Origin of the sequence: Citrobacter amalonaticus (genome assembly GCF_037053465.1) — a bacterium.
Lineage (GTDB): Bacteria > Pseudomonadota > Gammaproteobacteria > Enterobacterales > Enterobacteriaceae > Citrobacter_A > Citrobacter_A amalonaticus_H.
This window is the reverse complement of record NZ_JBALIF010000002.1, coordinates 305,607-322,965: the sequence shown is the minus strand read 5'-3', so window position 1 is coordinate 322,965 and position 17,359 is coordinate 305,607. Positions and strand designations below refer to the sequence as shown.

The 17,359-nt window shown below is 52.9% G+C and carries 17 protein-coding genes; 10 read left to right on the top strand and 7 right to left on the bottom strand.

Features of this window, described 5'->3' with window-relative positions; genetic code table 11:
- Nucleotides 1-72 precede the first annotated feature (72 nt).
- The 7 genes from WB371_RS04340 to glmS form a co-directional block, all read right to left on the bottom strand.
- Nucleotides 73-1,380 (bottom strand): dicarboxylate/amino acid:cation symporter, encoded by a 1,308-nt coding sequence (locus WB371_RS04340; RefSeq protein ID WP_336218883.1) that lies wholly within the window; start codon nt 1,378-1,380, stop codon nt 73-75.
- Nucleotides 1,381-1,550: 170 nt separating this feature from the next.
- Complete coding sequence (locus WB371_RS04335; protein ID WP_042320615.1) at nt 1,551-1,868, bottom strand: DUF4387 domain-containing protein; 318 nt, start codon at nt 1,866-1,868, stop codon at nt 1,551-1,553.
- On the bottom strand, nt 1,865-3,235 hold the full coding sequence (locus WB371_RS04330; protein WP_336218882.1) for an acyclic terpene utilization AtuA family protein: 1,371 nt from the start codon (nt 3,233-3,235) through the stop codon (nt 1,865-1,867). The genes WB371_RS04335 and WB371_RS04330 overlap by 4 nt, the downstream gene beginning before the upstream one ends.
- Nucleotides 3,236-3,238: 3 nt before the next feature.
- Complete coding sequence (locus tag WB371_RS04325) at nt 3,239-4,480, bottom strand: methylaspartate ammonia-lyase (RefSeq protein ID WP_336218881.1); 1,242 nt, start codon at nt 4,478-4,480, stop codon at nt 3,239-3,241.
- Nucleotides 4,480-5,925 carry a methylaspartate mutase subunit E gene (locus tag WB371_RS04320; protein ID WP_336218880.1) on the bottom strand — a complete coding sequence of 482 codons (1,446 nt, stop codon included), beginning with the start codon at nt 5,923-5,925 and terminating at the stop codon, nt 4,480-4,482. The genes WB371_RS04325 and WB371_RS04320 overlap by 1 nt, the downstream gene beginning before the upstream one ends.
- Nucleotides 5,926-5,943: 18 nt before the next feature.
- Complete coding sequence (gene glmL, locus WB371_RS04315) at nt 5,944-7,332, bottom strand: methylaspartate mutase accessory protein GlmL (RefSeq protein ID WP_336218879.1); 1,389 nt, start codon at nt 7,330-7,332, stop codon at nt 5,944-5,946.
- On the bottom strand, nt 7,332-7,781 hold the full coding sequence (gene glmS / locus WB371_RS04310; protein ID WP_336218878.1) for a methylaspartate mutase subunit S: 450 nt from the start codon (nt 7,779-7,781) through the stop codon (nt 7,332-7,334). The genes glmL and glmS overlap by 1 nt, the downstream gene beginning before the upstream one ends.
- A gap of 1,283 nt (nt 7,782-9,064) precedes the next feature.
- Between glmS and cydA the strand changes: the two genes are divergently transcribed.
- The 10 genes from cydA to pal all read left to right on the top strand — a co-directional run bounded on the left by cydA (nt 9,065) and on the right by pal (nt 17,354).
- On the top strand, nt 9,065-10,633 hold the full coding sequence (cydA, locus tag WB371_RS04305; protein ID WP_336219094.1) for a cytochrome ubiquinol oxidase subunit I: 1,569 nt from the start codon (nt 9,065-9,067) through the stop codon (nt 10,631-10,633).
- Nucleotides 10,634-10,648: 15 nt separating this feature from the next.
- Entirely contained in the window at nt 10,649-11,788 is a 1,140-nt protein-coding gene (gene cydB, locus WB371_RS04300; protein ID WP_336218877.1) for a cytochrome d ubiquinol oxidase subunit II, read from the top strand.
- A gap of 14 nt (nt 11,789-11,802) precedes the next feature.
- Nucleotides 11,803-11,916, top strand: coding sequence for a cytochrome bd-I oxidase subunit CydX (gene cydX / locus WB371_RS04295; protein ID WP_012905057.1), 114 nt, complete (start codon nt 11,803-11,805; stop codon nt 11,914-11,916).
- Nucleotides 11,916-12,209 carry a cyd operon protein YbgE gene (gene ybgE / locus WB371_RS04290; RefSeq protein WP_336218876.1) on the top strand — a complete coding sequence of 98 codons (294 nt, stop codon included), beginning with the start codon at nt 11,916-11,918 and terminating at the stop codon, nt 12,207-12,209. The genes cydX and ybgE overlap by 1 nt, the downstream gene beginning before the upstream one ends.
- 416 nt (nt 12,210-12,625) lie before the next feature.
- Nucleotides 12,626-13,030, top strand: a complete 405-nt coding sequence (ybgC, locus tag WB371_RS04285; RefSeq protein ID WP_336218875.1) for a tol-pal system-associated acyl-CoA thioesterase — start codon at nt 12,626-12,628, stop codon at nt 13,028-13,030.
- Nucleotides 13,027-13,719: a Tol-Pal system protein TolQ gene (gene tolQ, locus WB371_RS04280; RefSeq protein WP_080343208.1), complete on the top strand. Its 693-nt coding sequence runs from the start codon at nt 13,027-13,029 to the stop codon at nt 13,717-13,719. Before ybgC ends, tolQ begins: the two co-directional genes overlap by 4 nt.
- A 3-nt stretch (nt 13,720-13,722) precedes the next feature.
- Nucleotides 13,723-14,151: a colicin uptake protein TolR gene (gene tolR / locus WB371_RS04275; RefSeq protein WP_336218874.1), complete on the top strand. Its 429-nt coding sequence runs from the start codon at nt 13,723-13,725 to the stop codon at nt 14,149-14,151.
- Nucleotides 14,152-14,213: 62 nt separating this feature from the next.
- Entirely contained in the window at nt 14,214-15,377 is a 1,164-nt protein-coding gene (gene tolA, locus WB371_RS04270; protein WP_336218873.1) for a cell envelope integrity protein TolA, read from the top strand.
- A gap of 131 nt (nt 15,378-15,508) precedes the next feature.
- A complete protein-coding gene (tolB, locus tag WB371_RS04265) occupies nt 15,509-16,801 on the top strand; it encodes a Tol-Pal system beta propeller repeat protein TolB (RefSeq protein ID WP_336219093.1) in 1,293 nt (430 codons plus the stop codon).
- A gap of 34 nt (nt 16,802-16,835) precedes the next feature.
- The gene (gene pal / locus WB371_RS04260; protein ID WP_003022983.1) at nt 16,836-17,354 is read left to right on the top strand and encodes a peptidoglycan-associated lipoprotein Pal; all 519 of its coding nucleotides are present in this window, start codon (nt 16,836-16,838) and stop codon (nt 17,352-17,354) included.
- The last annotated feature ends 5 nt before the right edge of the window (nt 17,355-17,359 follow it).

The following is a 17,359-nucleotide window of genomic DNA, read 5'->3' as shown; positions in this document are numbered from 1 at the left end:
TATCCGGCCTACAGCCTAATGCTTGATGTGTAGGCCGGATAAGCAATTGCGTCATCCGGCGGCCTTATATCATCAGGACATCACCACTTCTGACGGTTCAGTTTCAGGGCGCTTCTGTTCCGGTGTTTTGGCTGGAGCCGTACCCCGGCAACCAGGACCGAAATGTTCACCTTCCCAACGGCTGACAATCGCCGCGCCCATTGCGTTACTCATCACGTTAGTGGCAGAGCGACCCATGTCGAGGAACGGATCGACACCCATCAGCAGGATCAGTCCCGCCTCAGGAATGTTGAACTGGTTGAGGGTGGCGGCAATAACCACCATCGAGGCACGCGGTACGCCCGCCATTCCTTTGGAGGTCAGCATCAGGATCAGCAGCATGGTGATTTGTTCGCCCATACTCAGTTCAATGTTGCACGCCTGAGCGATAAACACGGTAGCAAACGAGCAGTAAGCCATGGAGCCGACCAGGTTGAAGGAATAACCGATTGGCAGCACGAAGCTGGCAATTTTGGAAGAGACACCGAACTTTTCCAGTTTATCCAGGGTGCCAGGGAAGGCGGCTTCAGAACTGGAGGTGGTGAAGGCCAACAGCGCGGGCTCAAAGATCGCTTTCGTCAGGCGACCGATGCACGGACCGACAATCATGGCCGACAGGCCAATCAGAATCGCCCACAGCATGCCGAGCGTCAGGTAGAACTCACCCATGAAGATCCCGGCGCTGACCATCACGCCCAGGCCCCTTTCAGCAATCAGTCCGGAGATCGCAGCGAAAACGGTCAACGGGGCGAACAACATGACGTAGCCGGTCAGCTTCAGCATCACATGAACCAGCGAGTCGAGCACTTTAACGATCGGTTCGGCTTTTTCGCCAATCGCCGCCAGGCTGCAACCGAGGAAAATGGAGAACACAACGATTTGCAGAATTTCGTTACGTGCCATGGCATCGACGATGCTGGTCGGCACAGCGTGAGAGATAAACACTTTCAGCGTGAACGGTTCGGACTGCACACCCGCCACTGCCGCCGCGTCATGGGGGACAAAGTTAATGCCTGCGCCCGGCTGGAACAGGTTAACAATCACCAGACCCAGCGCAATTGATAACAGCGAGGCGCAAATAAACAGGAAAAAGGTTTTAGAAAATATACGCCCCAGCGTTTTCGCATCGCCCATTTTTGCGATACCCACGACCAGTGTGGAAATAACCAGAGGTGCAATAATCATTTTCACCATACGTAAAAAGATGGTGGTGAAAATAGAAATATCTTGCGCATAGGTTTTTGCTGTATCAGCCGATGCCATATTATTAATGACCACCCCGGCAATCATGCCGAGTATCAGGCCTAATATGATCATTTTGGTTAGACTTATTTTCTTCATATTTACTCCATCGGATCAAGGCTGGTCTGTGAAGTGTTGTAGGGTAGCGTGCGCCTGAGCGCGGGCAGCAGCTCAGACGCACGCCTGTTATGACCAACCGCATGAATTATCTGGAATACAGTGATACAGCGAAATCCTGTACGCCAATGGATGTTGTTGTATTTTTTTTACTACAGGTCGAACTCAATACTTAATAACGGCGCATGCTGCTGTGCACCATAAACATCATTGTCACCGACGTTGCCGGAAATAATATCGCGAGGCATCACGATCTTTACGGCATTGGCCGGGTCAAACCAGACGATGCGATGAATAAAATCAGGTTCGACGTTATATAAGCGGGCAATTAACTGTGGGGTTAATTGCTCAGAACGTTTTACCCGCTGATAGTCTTCGCGCGTTTTAAATAAAATATCTAACACCAGTTCATACGGTCCGGCGTTTTTGGAACGAATTACCTGCGCCAGGGTGCAAATAGCGTGTTTCATGCCTGAACTCCTTCTGGCGTCACCTGTTCGAGATGGAAGTCAAAACGCAGGGCGTCGCTGGCTTCGATCAGGTGATAGATTGAGAACTCATACACCGGTCCGCTTTGAATGTCGGATGGCGAGAACGGGAAGGCGAGGTTGCCTGCCGTGGCGATCCGGTTTTCATAGCCGTAGTGCAGCAGGGTAGAGCGCACCAGCGAACAGACGCTGTTGGCGATATCCTGCGTTGGCGCGACCACATCCAGCAAAATCCCCAGCTCATGTCCGGCGGTTTGCATGGGTTCATGGTTGCCCATCACGCCGTTCTTTCCATAAAGATGGAAGGTCATGCGGATGCTGTCGTCATTCAGCGAAAGGTTGCGCGCCACGCTGGCCTTAACCTCTTCGAGAATGGTGTCGATGCTGGCAATCATGATAGGATCGCGGGTACCGGCAATGGTCAGACAGCGGAAACCCACCTGACGCGCGCCCTCCAGTTTCAGCGCATACGGTGTCTCTTCGTGGCGGGAACCGCTGACGTACACTTCGCCATCGTTAACCGCTTTGAAGCTGCACCCTTTCAGGTTCAGTACGCCACCAGGACCTGGCAGGAAGTACGGATCCGACTTCTCATACAGGGTGTGCGCCGCAGCTGACGTTTCGGTAAATTTACGCTTCGGATTAAACGTTTTCAGCGTGAAGCCGTGGTCGTCGATAATCCCCATCGCACAGTCGGAACCGGATCCCGGCGTGGCGGCAATGGCCGCACATTCCAGGATCTTGCCGCAGTGTAGCGCCAGACCTTCATCGAAGCCCTGCATTATCGGCAGCGCGGCAAAGCAGGCTGGATCGTATGCCCGTCCGCCGAGCACCACCTGCGCGCCAGCTTTCAGCGCGCGCTGGAAAGGCTCGATGCCCATCTGCGCCACGATGTAGGTGCTCTCTTCGATCGCCTCGTGGGTCAGTGCCGGCACAAAGTCCAGCGCGGTAATTTTGCCGTTATCCAGCGCCTGATGAACCACTTCTTTATCGACATCCGAGGGGATCAGCGCCATTGAGAACGAAAGCTTCTCTTCCTGCGCAATCTCAAGGATTATCTGCCGACACCACTCAAGATGCGGTGCGGCGCCTGATCCTCCGGCGGTGCCGATCACCACCGGAATATTGTTCTTAACGCCGGCCGTGATCATATAGCGCAGATCGCGTTTCACTCCGGCCCTGTCGGTAAACGGTTTACCTGCCCCCAGGTAGTGGGGGCCAGGATCGGAGGAACCTGCGTCAACGGCGATAAGATCCGGTGACGCTTCCATGGCCTTACGAAAGCTCTCTTCCGGGAAGCCATAACCCAGGATAGCCGTCGGCGATAAGATCTTAAATGTGCGTGCCATCTCTTAATCCTTAGTCTGCAACAGCGCGATGGTGCGGTTCATCTCGTTAAACACGATATTGAGACCTTCATCGAAACCCATACCCGGCTTGATCAGCATACGCATCGGACGCGCGGCGAGTGCCACGTGCACGCAGGTGCGGGCGCTGATTTCAGTTTCGTTGCAGGTACCCCCCTGGTAGGCTTCCATGCCGTGTTTATTGCAGTACAGCACTGCGTCAACGATGTTGTGAATGCCGCCGAGATCCGGAGTTTTAATTTGCACCATGTGGCAACTGCCCGCGTCGGTGAAGTCGACGATGTCCTGATAGGTGTTACACCATTCGTCGGCGACAATTTTCACGCCGGAACCCAGACGGGTCAGCTCTTTGGTGATGGCAGTCAGCATGCGGATCTGATCCGGCTTGTTGCCGGCATCGACCGGGCCTTCAATGTACAGCGGCAGACCCTGGGCTTCTTTCTCCAGGCTGGCGATATACTCAGCGCAACGCACCGGGTCCATATCGAAGATCAGACCGATGGTGCCATACACATCGATATGCAGCGTCGGGTGGTAGCGTGGGCTGCTGCGCAGGCTGAGAATGCGGTCAGATAACCAGCGCACATACTCACGCAGTTTTTCGCCTTTGAAACCGAGCTTCTCTTCCACGTTGTTGATCAGTGCGTGCGGCAGGACGTCAACACCTTTAAGGATCATTTTGTCGACGGCGATATAGCGGTCATCACCGCTCTGGCCGAATAACGGAATCGCTTCCGGTACACACGGCAGTTGCCATTCGTCACACACCACTTCGGTTTTCAGACGACCCGAGGCCAGCGCGGTGGCGTCAAGCAGCGCCTGTGACAGACCGTAACGAACGGCGGTATGCAGCAAATGACCGTCGATACGCAGTTTGTCGAAGAAGCGCGCGTTCGGCAGGAATGCATCTACATCGCGTCCTTCGAGCAGCGGTTTAATGTGGTCGTTGAGGAACGGAATAAAATGGTCAGCCAGGAACAGCGGATCGCGACCGCCAGCACCGGAATATTGAACGGCAGCGCAATCCCCCACAGCGACGGCACCATTTTCCAGAATCAGTTGTACGGAAACACATTCGCCAGCCTGACGTACAGAGGTAAAGCCCGGGGTGACCGGAGCGCCGGTATAAATAAACCCGTCGTGACCTGCGCCATTTTTGATAGCCTGCTGGTCATCAAAATAGAATGAGGAGTAGCCAGCGGTGAAAAGGGCCTGTTTAATTTTCATTATGGTCTTCCTATTAATTGACTGTGGGATACCGCGTTGATGTCATCAACAACCATCTGGAATGAGGGTTTGCGTCCTTCGTAATGTGCGCGCTCGGCCACGTAATCGTGGTGCAGGGCGAGAATATCTTTTGGCAGCGGAACCGCACCGGCTTCCAGCACGCGAATGGCGCCTGAGTTATCGCGAACGGGCAGAATTTTGCCGGCGTTACAGGAGGCCGGAGCGAAAGGCACGTCCAGTACACCCGCTTCGAAGGCCAGCACCGTGCCGCGGGCGATATCGCCATTGCCCAGCTCAAACACTTTTTTCAGGACCGCGCGGACTTCGCTCTTAATCAGCTCCACTTCCTGTTCGACCGCTGCACACGGCGGGAATTTCTGGTCGCTCACCATGTTGAGCATCTGTCGTGATGCGCGTAATCCCTGGGCGTTCGCTGCTGCTGTCGGGATACCGAAGGCTTCATGCGGGCTTTTGGTTATCACTTTTGTGGCGCCGGACATCCCGGCAACCGCTGCGCCCCAGGAGATAATGGCGAAGGCTTTGGACTCATCCTCCGGGAAGCCGCCCATCCACTGATGGAAGACGGTGCTCAGTTCGTAGTCGTCGAAACCGTGGTTCTGGAAGTACTCATGGGAGAGTTCGCGCAGAGACTGAATGGCGGCGATGTCCTGCGTCAGGCTGCCGACCTGGCCGTAACCGACGGTGATGGATTTCACACCCTGTTCCAGCGCCAGCAACCCTTCGATAATTGCGACCGAGTGGGACATAAACGGCGGGATCAGGGTGCCGGTGAGCGGCCCAAACGGTTCACGGTTAATGCGAATGCCGTGCTCTTCATACAACCCCATCAGGCGATCGCAGTACTGCCAGTCGCGAATCGATTTTTCCAGCGTGACGCGCTTGGCGTAAGGAATATTGTAGGAGATACCGCCGCCCTCGTAGCTGGTAAACCCGCTCGCCATCGCGATCTCCGCCAGTAGACGCGCATCAGGCGTACCGTGACGAACCTGGATCGGTTTCTCCAGCGCTTCGGTCATCCGACGACAGGCCGCCACGCCGTGGTTAACTACCGGCAGACCGTTGAGTTTGGACGTGCCAGCTTCAATGGATTTCTGGATCCCAATGGCGGCTTCTTCATAACGATTCAGACGGGTGTAGGCATCGATGGTGCTGGGCAGAAGATCGCACTCTTCCTGCAGGGTTTTCAGCAGTTCGATGTGCTCATCCATCAGCGCAACGCCCGCACGCGGTTGGCTCAGTGTTTTCCCTTCCTGATCCGCCTTCAACAGGGCATGGGAGAAACGTTTTTTCTCAGGAATGGTCTGCTGGTACTTCACGCCATCTTCAAACTTTTCGACGTCCTTGCCGGTATGCCACGTCTGCAATACCTGATGCCGCTCGGTCATAAATTCTTCATGGGTTAATTTTTTATTTCGAAGTTCCATTCGTCGCTGCCTTAGATTTTATAGGGTTAAACAGTGAATGCTGGTGCGCGCTGCAGCCTGGGGATCCAGTCTGGCGACGTTCGCCAGTAGCGGGAGCAGACCTTTTGCATCGCGGTAGTACTCAAACTGAGTGGGTAAAAGAATGCGTCTGCCGTCGTCGTCCAGTTCGCGATATTTGAGCCAGTGATGGATATCAAACTGGCTGGCGCGGGAGAGCCAGCCGCCCGAGCCAACCACTTTGCGCACGGTGGTTAGATCGCGTCCCATCTGCAAATCGACGTTGCCGACACAGGTACAGACCTGCTTTTTGGTGCCCGCATGCCGCTCTGCGGCATAGCCGACGCACAGACCGGCTAGCAGGGAATCAAAGAAACGTTCTTCGTCGTGTTGTGGCAGATAATCAGGATGCGCGACCAGATGGCGCAGATAGCCATAGAAAGCCTCCTGCCGCTCCGGTTGCTGAGCGAACACCACCTTCACCAGTTCCTGCGTGCTTTCACCGACCACCACGGCGGAAACGCGCATGCCGAGATCGCCTTCCACTGTGCGTTTAACAAATGGCTCCGGAACACCGTGTAAAACGGTATCAGGGGAAAGAGTATTGGCGCTGGCGGAATAAACGTCGGTGGTGGCACCCCCCATGTCGATGAGCATGAACTCTTTCCATGCGCTGTCGACATCGCTAATGGCTTTGACCAGTTCGTAAACGGTCCAGGGCGTTGGCATCGGCTCTTCGCCGGTTTCACCGACAATCACATCCAGGCCTTTCCCTTTCACAATGCGGGACAGGAAGACATCACAAATCGCCTTACGCGCGGCGAGGGGATTCGGGTGATCGAGATCGGGCAGAATGTTGTCTACCGTGGTCAGATCTTTGTGACCCAGAATCGCCTGGATCTCGTCCTGAATATCGCGGTTTCCGGCATAGATAATGGCGCAGTCGAGGGAAGACTCCGCCAGCGCATGCGCGTTAGCCAGACCGTAGCTTTCCTCTCCGCCATCTGTACCCCCCGTGAAAAGCAGGATGTCCGGCGGTGAGGCTTCCAGCGCCTGGATATCGTGGCGGTTCAGTTTGTACGAATAGTACTGCGCGATTTTTGCGCCTGCGGAGTGAGCTGTTACTTTCGCTGATTCCAGCGTGATAGAGGGCACCAGTCCCATCGCCGCGACGGCAAGACCGCCTTTTGCCGACGAAGAGTATTTCAGGGTGACTTCACCGCTGTTGAGCAGCGGGCGCGCATCGGCAACGTTCAGTACCTGATTCAGGCTGGCGAAAAAGCCTTCCGCCAGATGGTGGGTCGTCGTTGGAGTCAGAACGTGGTTAACCAGTGTCAACGCATTCCCCTCCTTCGCGAAGAGGGCCGCTTTGGTCCACGTCGAGCCGATATCGACAGAGACGGTCTGCATCAGATAGCCTCTTCCATGCAACGCTGTTCAACGCCGCGGCGCTGGTTGATGTCTGTCGCCATCAACTGACAAACGTCTTCAAGATCGTGGCTTGGGGCAAAGACGCGGTTAAAGCCCATCTCTTTAAATTTGGCTTCGACGTCAGCAAAGTCATGTTTACCAACGACCAGGTTTCCGCCAACGTAGAGCAGGATCTCGCCGATACCACGTTCGATGCAGCGCTCGCGCAGTCCCAGGCAGTCAATATCGCCATGACCGTAAATAGAAGAAACGACAATCGCATCGGCGCCGGTTTCGATCGCGGCATCGATATACTCGTCCTGGCTCACCATGACGCCCAGATTGATTACGCGAAAATCATGGGCAGTAAAAACACGGTCCAGAACTTTATTACCTACGGCATGGCAGTCGGCACCAATGACGCCAATAACGAGTGTTGATTTTTTCATGGGTAATCCTCTCCAGAACTCAGGGTAAGAAATAAATTGTTTTGAAATGTTTTAATAGAGCTGGAGTGTCGGCGGGAGGCGTTATGGATGCAATTGATCTATTTTCAAAATATCTTTCGAAAAATGACTGTTCTATGAGTGAAAATTAAAACCCTTTTATTTTCATGTGGTTGTGATTATGATTTCAACTCATTAATATTTTAATAAAGAGGTATCCATTAAACGGAGTTTCATGTTTGTGATCTGAATCCTGTTTATTTATCTGTTAGCGAAAGGCGTCTTTAAATAATTTCAGAAGAAGAAGTGTGAGATAGGTAACGGAATTAACTGGACCCTTAATATAAACATAAAAATAACTGTTAATGAAAAGATAATAATTTGTTCCGCGTGCGTATATATTATTCAATTAAGCTGTGCACCATTCCCGGTCACACCGGGTCACATTCTGGTCATTTTTGTCATTTCACGTGTGTCAGTTCCGCGAACGTATCATCGTCGGATTGACTGGGGGCAGAACCTGACTAAATGCATGAGTTCATGCCTGGGGAGGTGAACGATTCTTCGTCAACATGTAGGTCGGGCAGAAGCATACCTGGCGGAATAATCAGCAAACAGATTGGCGCTGCTCACAGCGTCATTATATTGTTAACGGAATAATAACAATACGGTGTTAATTCATTTTCTTGTAAAAGTAAAATAATTGTGAATTATGACGTGCAAATTCTTCGTCTCTGGAAAATAACTAAAAATTGACTACGCTAAATTGAACGGGTCAGGGCCACGAAAAATGCCGTAACCGCGTTAATTAAAGCACTGTCTTTTTATATAGACATTTTCACTTAGTAACCATCCCTACCCGCAAAGACACATGTCGGCAACATGTTTTTCACTACGATCACTCAATTTAAACACGATTAACAAAAAGCATCATTTTTGATTTAAATCAATGTTTAAACATTGGAAAAGGTGTGCAAAACACGTTAAATTGTCGCAGATCAAATTGGTGAAAAAGTGATGAATTAGCTATAAATTGATCACTGTCGAAAATTGCAAATCTTCCTCAATAAAAACCTGTTTATTGTAAGGATTTTGCGGCGTAATATAATTGCGGGATCAATTTGAGTTTTTTCTTAACATGTTTGTAACCTTTCACCCTTTATGTTTCCTTCTTCAGGAGAACGGTAACGGTGAGAGTGTGCAGATAAATTTGTATTGGGGCATGCGTGTGACCCTTTCTAACGGGGTCACTCTCGGAGTCTTCATGCGATGAGCAAGGAGTCATGATGTTAGATATAGTCGAACTGTCGCGCTTACAGTTTGCCTTGACCGCGATGTACCACTTCCTTTTTGTGCCACTGACGCTCGGTATGGCGTTTCTGCTGGCCATTATGGAAACGGTCTACGTCCTTTCCGGCAAACAGATTTATAAAGATATGACTAAGTTCTGGGGCAAGTTGTTTGGTATCAACTTCGCTCTGGGTGTGGCAACAGGGCTGACCATGGAGTTCCAGTTCGGGACCAACTGGTCATACTATTCCCACTACGTTGGGGATATCTTCGGTGCGCCGCTGGCGATCGAAGGTCTGATGGCTTTCTTCCTTGAATCCACCTTTGTAGGTCTGTTCTTCTTTGGCTGGGATCGTCTGGGCAAAGTTCAGCACATGGCGGTGACCTGGCTTGTCGCTTTAGGTTCCAACCTGTCAGCACTCTGGATCCTGGTCGCCAACGGCTGGATGCAGAACCCTATCGCATCGGATTTCAACTTCGAAACCATGCGTATGGAAATGGTGAGCTTCTCTGAACTGGTCCTTAACCCGGTAGCGCAGGTGAAATTTGTTCACACTGTGGCCTCTGGCTATGTGACTGGGGCGATGTTCATCCTCGGTATCAGTGCTTACTACCTGCTGAAAGGCCGCGATATCGCTTTCGCAAAACGTTCTTTCGCTATCGCTGCCAGCTTCGGTATGGCTGCCGTGCTGTCTGTTATTGTTCTGGGTGATGAATCCGGTTACGAAATGGGCGACGTGCAGAAAACCAAACTCGCGGCAATCGAAGCGGAATGGGAGACTCAGCCTGCTCCGGCTGCCTTTACCCTGTTTGGTATTCCTGACCAGGAGTCGCAGGAAAACAAACTGGCGATCCAGATTCCTTACGCGCTGGGTATCATTGCGACACGCTCTGTCGACACGCCGGTTATCGGTCTGAAAGATCTGATGGTGCAGCATGAAGAGCGTATCCGTAACGGGATGAAAGCTTATGAACTGTTGGAGCAACTGCGTGCTGGTTCAACTGACCAGGCGGTTCGCGATCAGTTCAACAACATGAAGAAAGACCTGGGCTATGGTCTGCTGCTGAAACGCTATACCCCGAACGTGTCTGATGCGACTGAAGCGCAGATTCAGCAGGCAACCAAAGATTCTATTCCTCGCGTTGCGCCGCTGTACTTCGCGTTCCGTATCATGGTGGCATGTGGCTTCCTGCTGCTGGCGATCATTGCGCTTTCCTTCTGGAGCGTGATTCGTAACCGCATCGGTGAGAAGAAATGGCTGCTGCGCGCTGCGCTGTACGGTATTCCACTGCCGTGGATTGCGGTTGAAGCCGGCTGGTTTGTTGCCGAGTATGGCCGTCAGCCGTGGGCGATCGGTGAGGTGCTCCCAACCGCAGTGGCAAACTCGTCGCTGACCGTGGGTGACCTGCTGTTCTCCATGATCCTGATTTGTGGCCTGTATACCCTGTTCCTGGTGGCTGAACTGTTCCTGATGTTCAAGTTCGCACGCCTTGGCCCAAGCAGCCTGAAAACCGGTCGCTATCACTTTGAGCAGTCCAATGTGACTTCTCAGCCGGCACGCTAAGACAGGAGTCGTCAAATGATCGATTATGAAGTACTACGTTTTATCTGGTGGCTGCTGGTTGGCATTCTGCTGATTGGTTTTGCGGTCACCGATGGCTTCGACATGGGGGTGGGCATGCTCACCCGTTTCCTCGGTCGTAACGACACCGAGCGTCGAATTATGATTAACTCCATCGCCCCGCATTGGGACGGTAACCAGGTGTGGCTCATCACTGCGGGTGGCGCACTGTTCGCTGCCTGGCCGATGGTGTATGCCGCTGCGTTCTCCGGTTTCTATGTGGCGATGATCCTCGTGCTGGCGTCCTTGTTCTTCCGTCCGGTCGGTTTTGATTACCGCTCCAAGATTGAAGACACCCGCTGGCGCAACATGTGGGACTGGGGCATCTTCATCGGTAGTTTTGTGCCGCCGCTGGTGATCGGCGTGGCCTTCGGTAACCTGTTGCAGGGCGTACCGTTCCATATTGATGAGTACCTGCGTCTGTACTACACCGGTAACTTCTTCCAGTTGCTGAATCCGTTTGGTCTGCTGGCGGGTGTGGTGAGCGTAGGGATGATCATCACTCAGGGCGCGACGTATCTGCAGATGCGTACCGTAGGCGAACTGCACCTGCGTGCGCGTGCAACGTCACAGATTGCCGCGCTGGTTACGCTGGTTTGCTTCGCGCTGGCGGGTGTCTGGGTTATGTACGGCATTGACGGCTATGTGGTGACCTCTGCCATTGACCATCACGCCGCTTCTAACCCATTGACCAAAGAAGTCGCGCGTGAAGCGGGTGCGTGGATGGTGAACTTCAACAGTGCGCCGATCCTGTGGCTGGTTCCGGCGCTGGGTGTGGTTCTGCCGCTGCTGACGATCCTGACCTCCCGTATGGAGAAAGGGGCATGGGCATTCCTGTTCTCGTCTCTGACGCTGGCCTGCATCATCCTGACTGCTGGTATTGCTATGTTCCCGTTTGTGATGCCTTCAAGCACCATGATGAACGCGAGCCTGACCATGTGGGATGCGACGTCCAGTCAGTTGACGCTGAATGTGATGACCTGGGTTGCTGTGGTGTTTGTACCGATCATTCTTATTTACACCACCTGGTGTTACTGGAAAATGTTCGGTCGCCTCACCAAAGAGCACATTGAAAACAATACCCACTCTCTGTACTAAGTAAGGAGCAAACTATGTGGTATTTCGCCTGGATTCTGGGAACGCTTCTTGCCTGTGCATTTGGGATCATCACCGCGCTGGCCCTTGAGCACGTAGAGGCAAGCAAAGCCGGTCAAGAAGAACACTGATGACTAACCTGATCGCGATGATCTATAACGCGATGGATAAGCGCCCGTTAAGGGCGCTTTCTTTAGTGATGGCGTTAGTGTTAGCAGGATGTATGTTTTGGGACCCCTCACGCTTCGCGGCAAAGACCAGCGGGCTGGAAATTTGGCACGGTTTACTGCTGATGTGGGCGGTCTGTGCAGGCACCATCCACGGCGTGGGTTTTCGCCCTCGCGCCGTACACTGGCAGGGCGTTTTCTCCCCGCTACTCGCCGATATCGTGCTTATTATTGGTTTGCTGTTCTTCTTCGTTTGAATAAGAAACATCCTTAAAAATTTATGGGCCCGAAAGAGCCCATAAATTTTTACGCTCCCTTAACCTTCCCCCCATTCCCAAGCCTCAATCGCGCGCGTATAGTAGCAACGTTTAAAAGCACTAACTTGAGGTTGTGTCCTGCCATTGTGCGCGGTGGCGACGCTGAACCCTAAGGACGTTATCAAGGCGGAGTACGCCGGGCATAGGGGTCTATGTCCAAGTGCGACAACGCAGAGAACGACCTTAGGGGACGCGTCCCGAAGGGCTGAGGACATTTTTGCGCAGCACTGCGTTACTCGTGGCTGGTTTGGTCTACCAAACTTCGCCACTCGCGCCTTGTTCTGTGCAAAAATGTCCGTCAGCGCCATCCGTGAATAATGGCAGGCCACAACCTAATTGCATTACCGGGATGTAAAGTGAATACAACGCTGTTTCGATGGCCGGTTCGTGTCTATTACGAAGACACCGACGCCGGTGGTGTGGTTTATCACGCCAGTTACGTCGCTTTTTATGAAAGAGCACGCACAGAGATGTTGCGCCATCATCACTTCAGTCAGCAGGTGTTGTTGGCTGAACGAGTTGCCTTTGTGGTGCGCAAAATGACGCTGGAATACTTTGCGCCGGCGCGACTCGACGATATGCTCGAAATTCAAACAGAAATTACGTCAATGCGTGGCACCTCTTTGGTTTTCACGCAACGCATTGTCAACGCAGAGAACACCGTGCTCAATGAGGCTGAGGTTCTGATCGTTTGCGTTGATCCACTCAAAATGAAGCCTCGTGCGCTTCCCAAGTCTATTGTCGCGGAGTTTAAGCAGTGACTGACATGAATATCCTTGATTTGTTCCTGAAGGCGAGCCTTCTGGTTAAACTTATCATGTTGATTTTGATTGGTTTTTCAATCGCATCCTGGGCCATCATTATCCAGCGGACTCGTATTCTTAACGCTGCCGCGCGTGAAGCCGAAGCGTTTGAGGACAAATTCTGGTCCGGCATTGAGCTGTCTCGTCTGTATCAGGAGAGCCAGGGACGCCGGGATAATCTGGCGGGTTCGGAACAAATCTTCTATAGCGGGTTCAAAGAGTTTGCACGATTGCATCGGGCAAACAGCCACGCGCCGGAAGCGGTGGTGGAAGGGGCGTCGCGTGCGATGCGTATCTCGATGAACCGTGAGCTTGAAACGCTGGAAACGCATATTCCGTTTCTTGGCACCGTCGGTTCCATCAGTCCGTATATCGGCCTGTTCGGTACGGTGTGGGGGATTATGCATGCGTTTATCGCGCTCGGTGCGGTAAAGCAGGCGACGTTGCAGATGGTTGCGCCGGGTATCGCGGAAGCATTGATTGCTACGGCGATTGGTCTGTTTGCGGCTATCCCGGCGGTAATGGCCTACAACCGCCTGAATCAGCGCGTGAATAAGCTGGAACTGAATTACGACAACTTTATGGAAGAGTTCACCGCGATTCTGCACCGTCAGGCGTTTACCGTTAGCGAGAGCAACAAGGGGTAAGCCATGGCCAGATCGCGTGGACGAGGTCGTCGCGACCTGAAGTCCGAAATCAACATCGTACCGTTGCTCGACGTACTGCTGGTGCTGCTGCTGATCTTTATGGCGACAGCGCCGATCATTACCCAGAGCGTGGAAGTCGATCTGCCGGATGCGACGGAGTCGCAGGCTGTGAGTAGCAACGACAATCCCCCGGTCATTATTGAAGTTTCCGGAGTAGGGCAATACAGCGTGGTAGTAGAGAAAGATCGTATGGATCAACTGCCGCCAGAACAGGTTGTCGCAGAAGCGAAAAGTCGCCTGGAGTCCAATCCTAAAACGGTCTTCTTAATCGGTGGCACGAAAGACGTGCCTTACGATGAAATAATTAAAGCGCTGAACTTGTTGCACAGTGCGGGTGTGAAGTCGGTTGGCTTAATGACGCAGCCTATCTGATCATTTGCGTCTCTGGCTTGAAACAGAGCGTGTAACAGGCGAACAGTTTTTGGGAACCGAGAGTGTCAAAGGCAACCGAACAAAACGACAAGCTCAAACGGGCAATAATTATTTCAGCGGTGCTGCATGTCATCTTATTTGCAGTTCTGATCTGGAGTTCGTTCGATGAGCACATAGAGGCTTCAGCCGGTGGTGGCGGTGGTTCGTCCATTGATGCCGTGATGGTTGATCCTGGCGCCGTGGTTCAGCAGTATGAACGTCAGCAGCAGCAACAGTCCAGCGCGCAGCGTGCCAAAGCGCAACGTGAAAAGCTGGAGCAGCAGCAGGCGGAAGAGCTTCGTGAGAAGCAGGCTGCCGAGCAAGAACGGCTCAAGCAGATTGAAAAAGAGCGTTTAGCGGCTCAGGAACAGCAGAAGCAGGCTGAAGCCGACGCGAAGAAAGCGCAGGAACAGCAGAAGCAAGCTGAAGAAGCCGCGAAGAAGGCGGCCGCCGACGCGAAGCTTAAAGCGGAAGCTCAGGCGAAAGAAGCTGCCGAAGCGGCGAAGAAAGCGGCTGCGGTCGCACAGAAAAAAGCGGAAGCTGAGGCTGCTAAAGCCGCTGCCGATGCGAAGAAGAAAGCAGAGGCGGAAGCGGCGAAGCAAGCTGCTGCTGAAAAAGCCGCGGCGGCCAAAGCAGCTGCGGCCGAAAAAGCCGCCGCAGAGAAAAAAGCGGCTGCTGAAAAAGCTGCTGCAGAGAAAAAAGCTGCAGCCGAGAAAGCTGCAGCCGAGAAAGCCGCAGCCGATAAGAAAGCCGCAGCAGCCAGGAAAGCGGCTGCGGAAAAAGCGGCCGCTGCATCTGGCGTTGACGATCTGCTGGGCGATCTCAGCTCGGGTAAGAATGCGCCGAAAACCGGCGGTGGGGCGAAAGGTAACAACGCTTCTCCTGCGGGAAGTGGTAATACTAAAAACAATGGCGCATCAGGCGCGGATATCAGTAACTATGCCGGGCAGATCAAATCTGCTATTGAGAGCAAGTTCTATGACGCATCATCTTATGCAGGTAAAACCTGTACGCTGCGTATAAAACTGGCTCCCGACGGTTTGCTGCTCGATATCCAGCCTGAAGGTGGCGATCCCGCGCTTTGTCAGGCAGCGCTTGCTGCAGCCCGACAGGCGAAGATTCCAAAACCACCGAGCCAGGCGGTATATGAAGTGTTCAAAAACGCACCTCTGGACTTTAAACCGTAAGCTAAACTTTCCCCGCCGCGACGGGGAAAACAATCTTCGGTAGTCGCTGGGTTCTGGTAGTTTTGTGTATTTGAGTTTGTTAACATTCTGCTAAATTATCGTGGGCTGGTCGCCTGGATAAGGGAGATATGATGAAGCAGGCATTACGAGTAGCATTTGGTTTTCTGATGCTGTGGGCAGCAGTGCTGCACGCAGAAGTACGTATCGAGATAACCCAAGGGGTGGACTCGGCGCGCCCGATTGGCGTTGTGCCATTCCAGTGGGCAGGGCCGGGTGCGGCACCTGAAGATATCGGCGGCATCGTTGGCGCAGACTTGCGCAACAGCGGTAAATTCAACCCGTTAGACCGTTCCCGTCTGCCGCAACAGCCAGGTACAGCCCAGGAAGTTCAACCTGCAGCATGGTCTGCGCTGGGCATTGACGCAGTCGTTGTGGGGCAGGTGACTCCGAATCCGGACGGTTCCTACAATGTCGCTTACCAGTTGGTTGACACCGGCGGTGCGCCGGGTACAGTTCTCGCTCAGAACTCTTACAAAGTAAACAAGCAGTGGCTGCGTTATGCTGGCCATACTGCCAGTGACGAAGTGTTTGAGAAACTGACCGGCATTAAAGGCGCATTCCGTACCCGTATCGCGTATGTTGTTCAGACCAACGGCGGTCAGTTCCCGTATGAGCTGCGCGTGTCTGACTATGACGGATATAACCAGTTTGTGGTTCACCGTTCACCGCAGCCGTTGATGTCTCCGGCCTGGTCTCCGGACGGTAGCAAACTGGCGTATGTGACCTTCGAAAGCGGTCGTTCTGCGCTGGTTATCCAGACGTTGTCTAACGGTGCGGTTCGCCAGGTTGCGTCGTTCCCGCGTCACAATGGCGCGCCCGCGTTTTCTCCGGACGGTAGCAAACTGGCGTTTGCCCTGTCTAAAACCGGGAGTCTGAACCTGTACGTAATGGATATCGGTTCTGGTCAGATCCGTCAGGTGACCGATGGTCGTAGCAACAATACGGAGCCAACCTGGTTCCCGGATAGCCAAAATCTGGCCTTTACCTCGGATCAGGCCGGTCGTCCGCAAGTGTATAAAGTTAACGTCAACGGCGGTGCTCCGCAGCGTATTACCTGGGAAGGTTCACAAAACCAGGATGCTGATGTCAGCAGCGACGGTAAATTTATGGTAATGGTAAGCTCGGCTAATGGTCAGCAGCACATTGCCAAACAGGATCTGGTAGCGGGTGGCGTACAAGTTCTGTCGTCAACGTTCCTGGACGAAACGCCAAGTCTGGCACCTAACGGCACTATGGTAATCTACAGCTCTTCTCAGGGGATGGGATCCGTGCTGAATTTGGTTTCTACAGATGGGCGTTTCAAAGCGCGTCTTCCGGCAACTGATGGACAGGTTAAATTCCCTGCCTGGTCGCCGTATCTGTGATAATAAATAATTGATTAATAAAGGAATCATTGAAATGCAACTGAACAAAGTGCTGAAAGGGCTGATGATTGCTCTGCCTGTTATGGCTATTGCGGCATGTTCTTCCAACAAGAACGCCAGCAATGACGGCAGCGAAGGCATGCTGGGTGCCGGCACTGGTATGGATGCAAACGGCAGCGGCAACATGTCTTCTGAAGAGCAAGCGCGTCTGCAGATGCAACAGCTGCAGCAGAACAACATCGTTTACTTCGATCTGGACAAGTACGACATCCGTTCTGATTTCGCTGCAATGCTGGATGCGCACGCAAACTTCCTGCGTAGCAACCCGTCTTACAAAGTCACCGTAGAAGGTCATGCGGACGAACGTGGTACGCCTGAGTACAACATCTCCCTGGGTGAACGCCGTGCGAACGCTGTTAAGATGTACCTGCAGGGTAAAGGCGTTTCTGCTGACCAGATCTCCATCGTTTCTTACGGTAAAGAAAAACCTGCAGTACTGGGTCATGACGAAGCGGCATACGCTAAAAACCGTCGTGCCGTACTGGTTTACTAAGAGAA

Coding starts and splice junctions, on each gene's coding strand:
- WB371_RS04325 (WP_336218881.1), bottom strand. CDS start 4,480: ATGAAAATTAAACAGGCCCTTTTCACCGCTGGCTACTCCTCATTCTAT.
- WB371_RS04335 (WP_042320615.1), bottom strand. CDS start 1,868: ATGAAACACGCTATTTGCACCCTGGCGCAGGTAATTCGTTCCAAAAAC.
- WB371_RS04340 (WP_336218883.1), bottom strand. CDS start 1,380: ATGAAGAAAATAAGTCTAACCAAAATGATCATATTAGGCCTGATACTC.
- pal (WP_003022983.1), top strand. CDS start 16,836: ATGCAACTGAACAAAGTGCTGAAAGGGCTGATGATTGCTCTGCCTGTT.
- tolR (WP_336218874.1), top strand. CDS start 13,723: ATGGCCAGATCGCGTGGACGAGGTCGTCGCGACCTGAAGTCCGAAATC.
- WB371_RS04320 (WP_336218880.1), bottom strand. CDS start 5,925: ATGGAACTTCGAAATAAAAAATTAACCCATGAAGAATTTATGACCGAG.
- ybgE (WP_336218876.1), top strand. CDS start 11,916: ATGACTAACCTGATCGCGATGATCTATAACGCGATGGATAAGCGCCCG.
- tolB (WP_336219093.1), top strand. CDS start 15,509: ATGAAGCAGGCATTACGAGTAGCATTTGGTTTTCTGATGCTGTGGGCA.
- cydX (WP_012905057.1), top strand. CDS start 11,803: ATGTGGTATTTCGCCTGGATTCTGGGAACGCTTCTTGCCTGTGCATTT.
- cydA (WP_336219094.1), top strand. CDS start 9,065: ATGTTAGATATAGTCGAACTGTCGCGCTTACAGTTTGCCTTGACCGCG.
- glmS (WP_336218878.1), bottom strand. CDS start 7,781: ATGAAAAAATCAACACTCGTTATTGGCGTCATTGGTGCCGACTGCCAT.
- cydB (WP_336218877.1), top strand. CDS start 10,649: ATGATCGATTATGAAGTACTACGTTTTATCTGGTGGCTGCTGGTTGGC.
- WB371_RS04330 (WP_336218882.1), bottom strand. CDS start 3,235: ATGGCACGCACATTTAAGATCTTATCGCCGACGGCTATCCTGGGTTAT.
- glmL (WP_336218879.1), bottom strand. CDS start 7,332: ATGCAGACCGTCTCTGTCGATATCGGCTCGACGTGGACCAAAGCGGCC.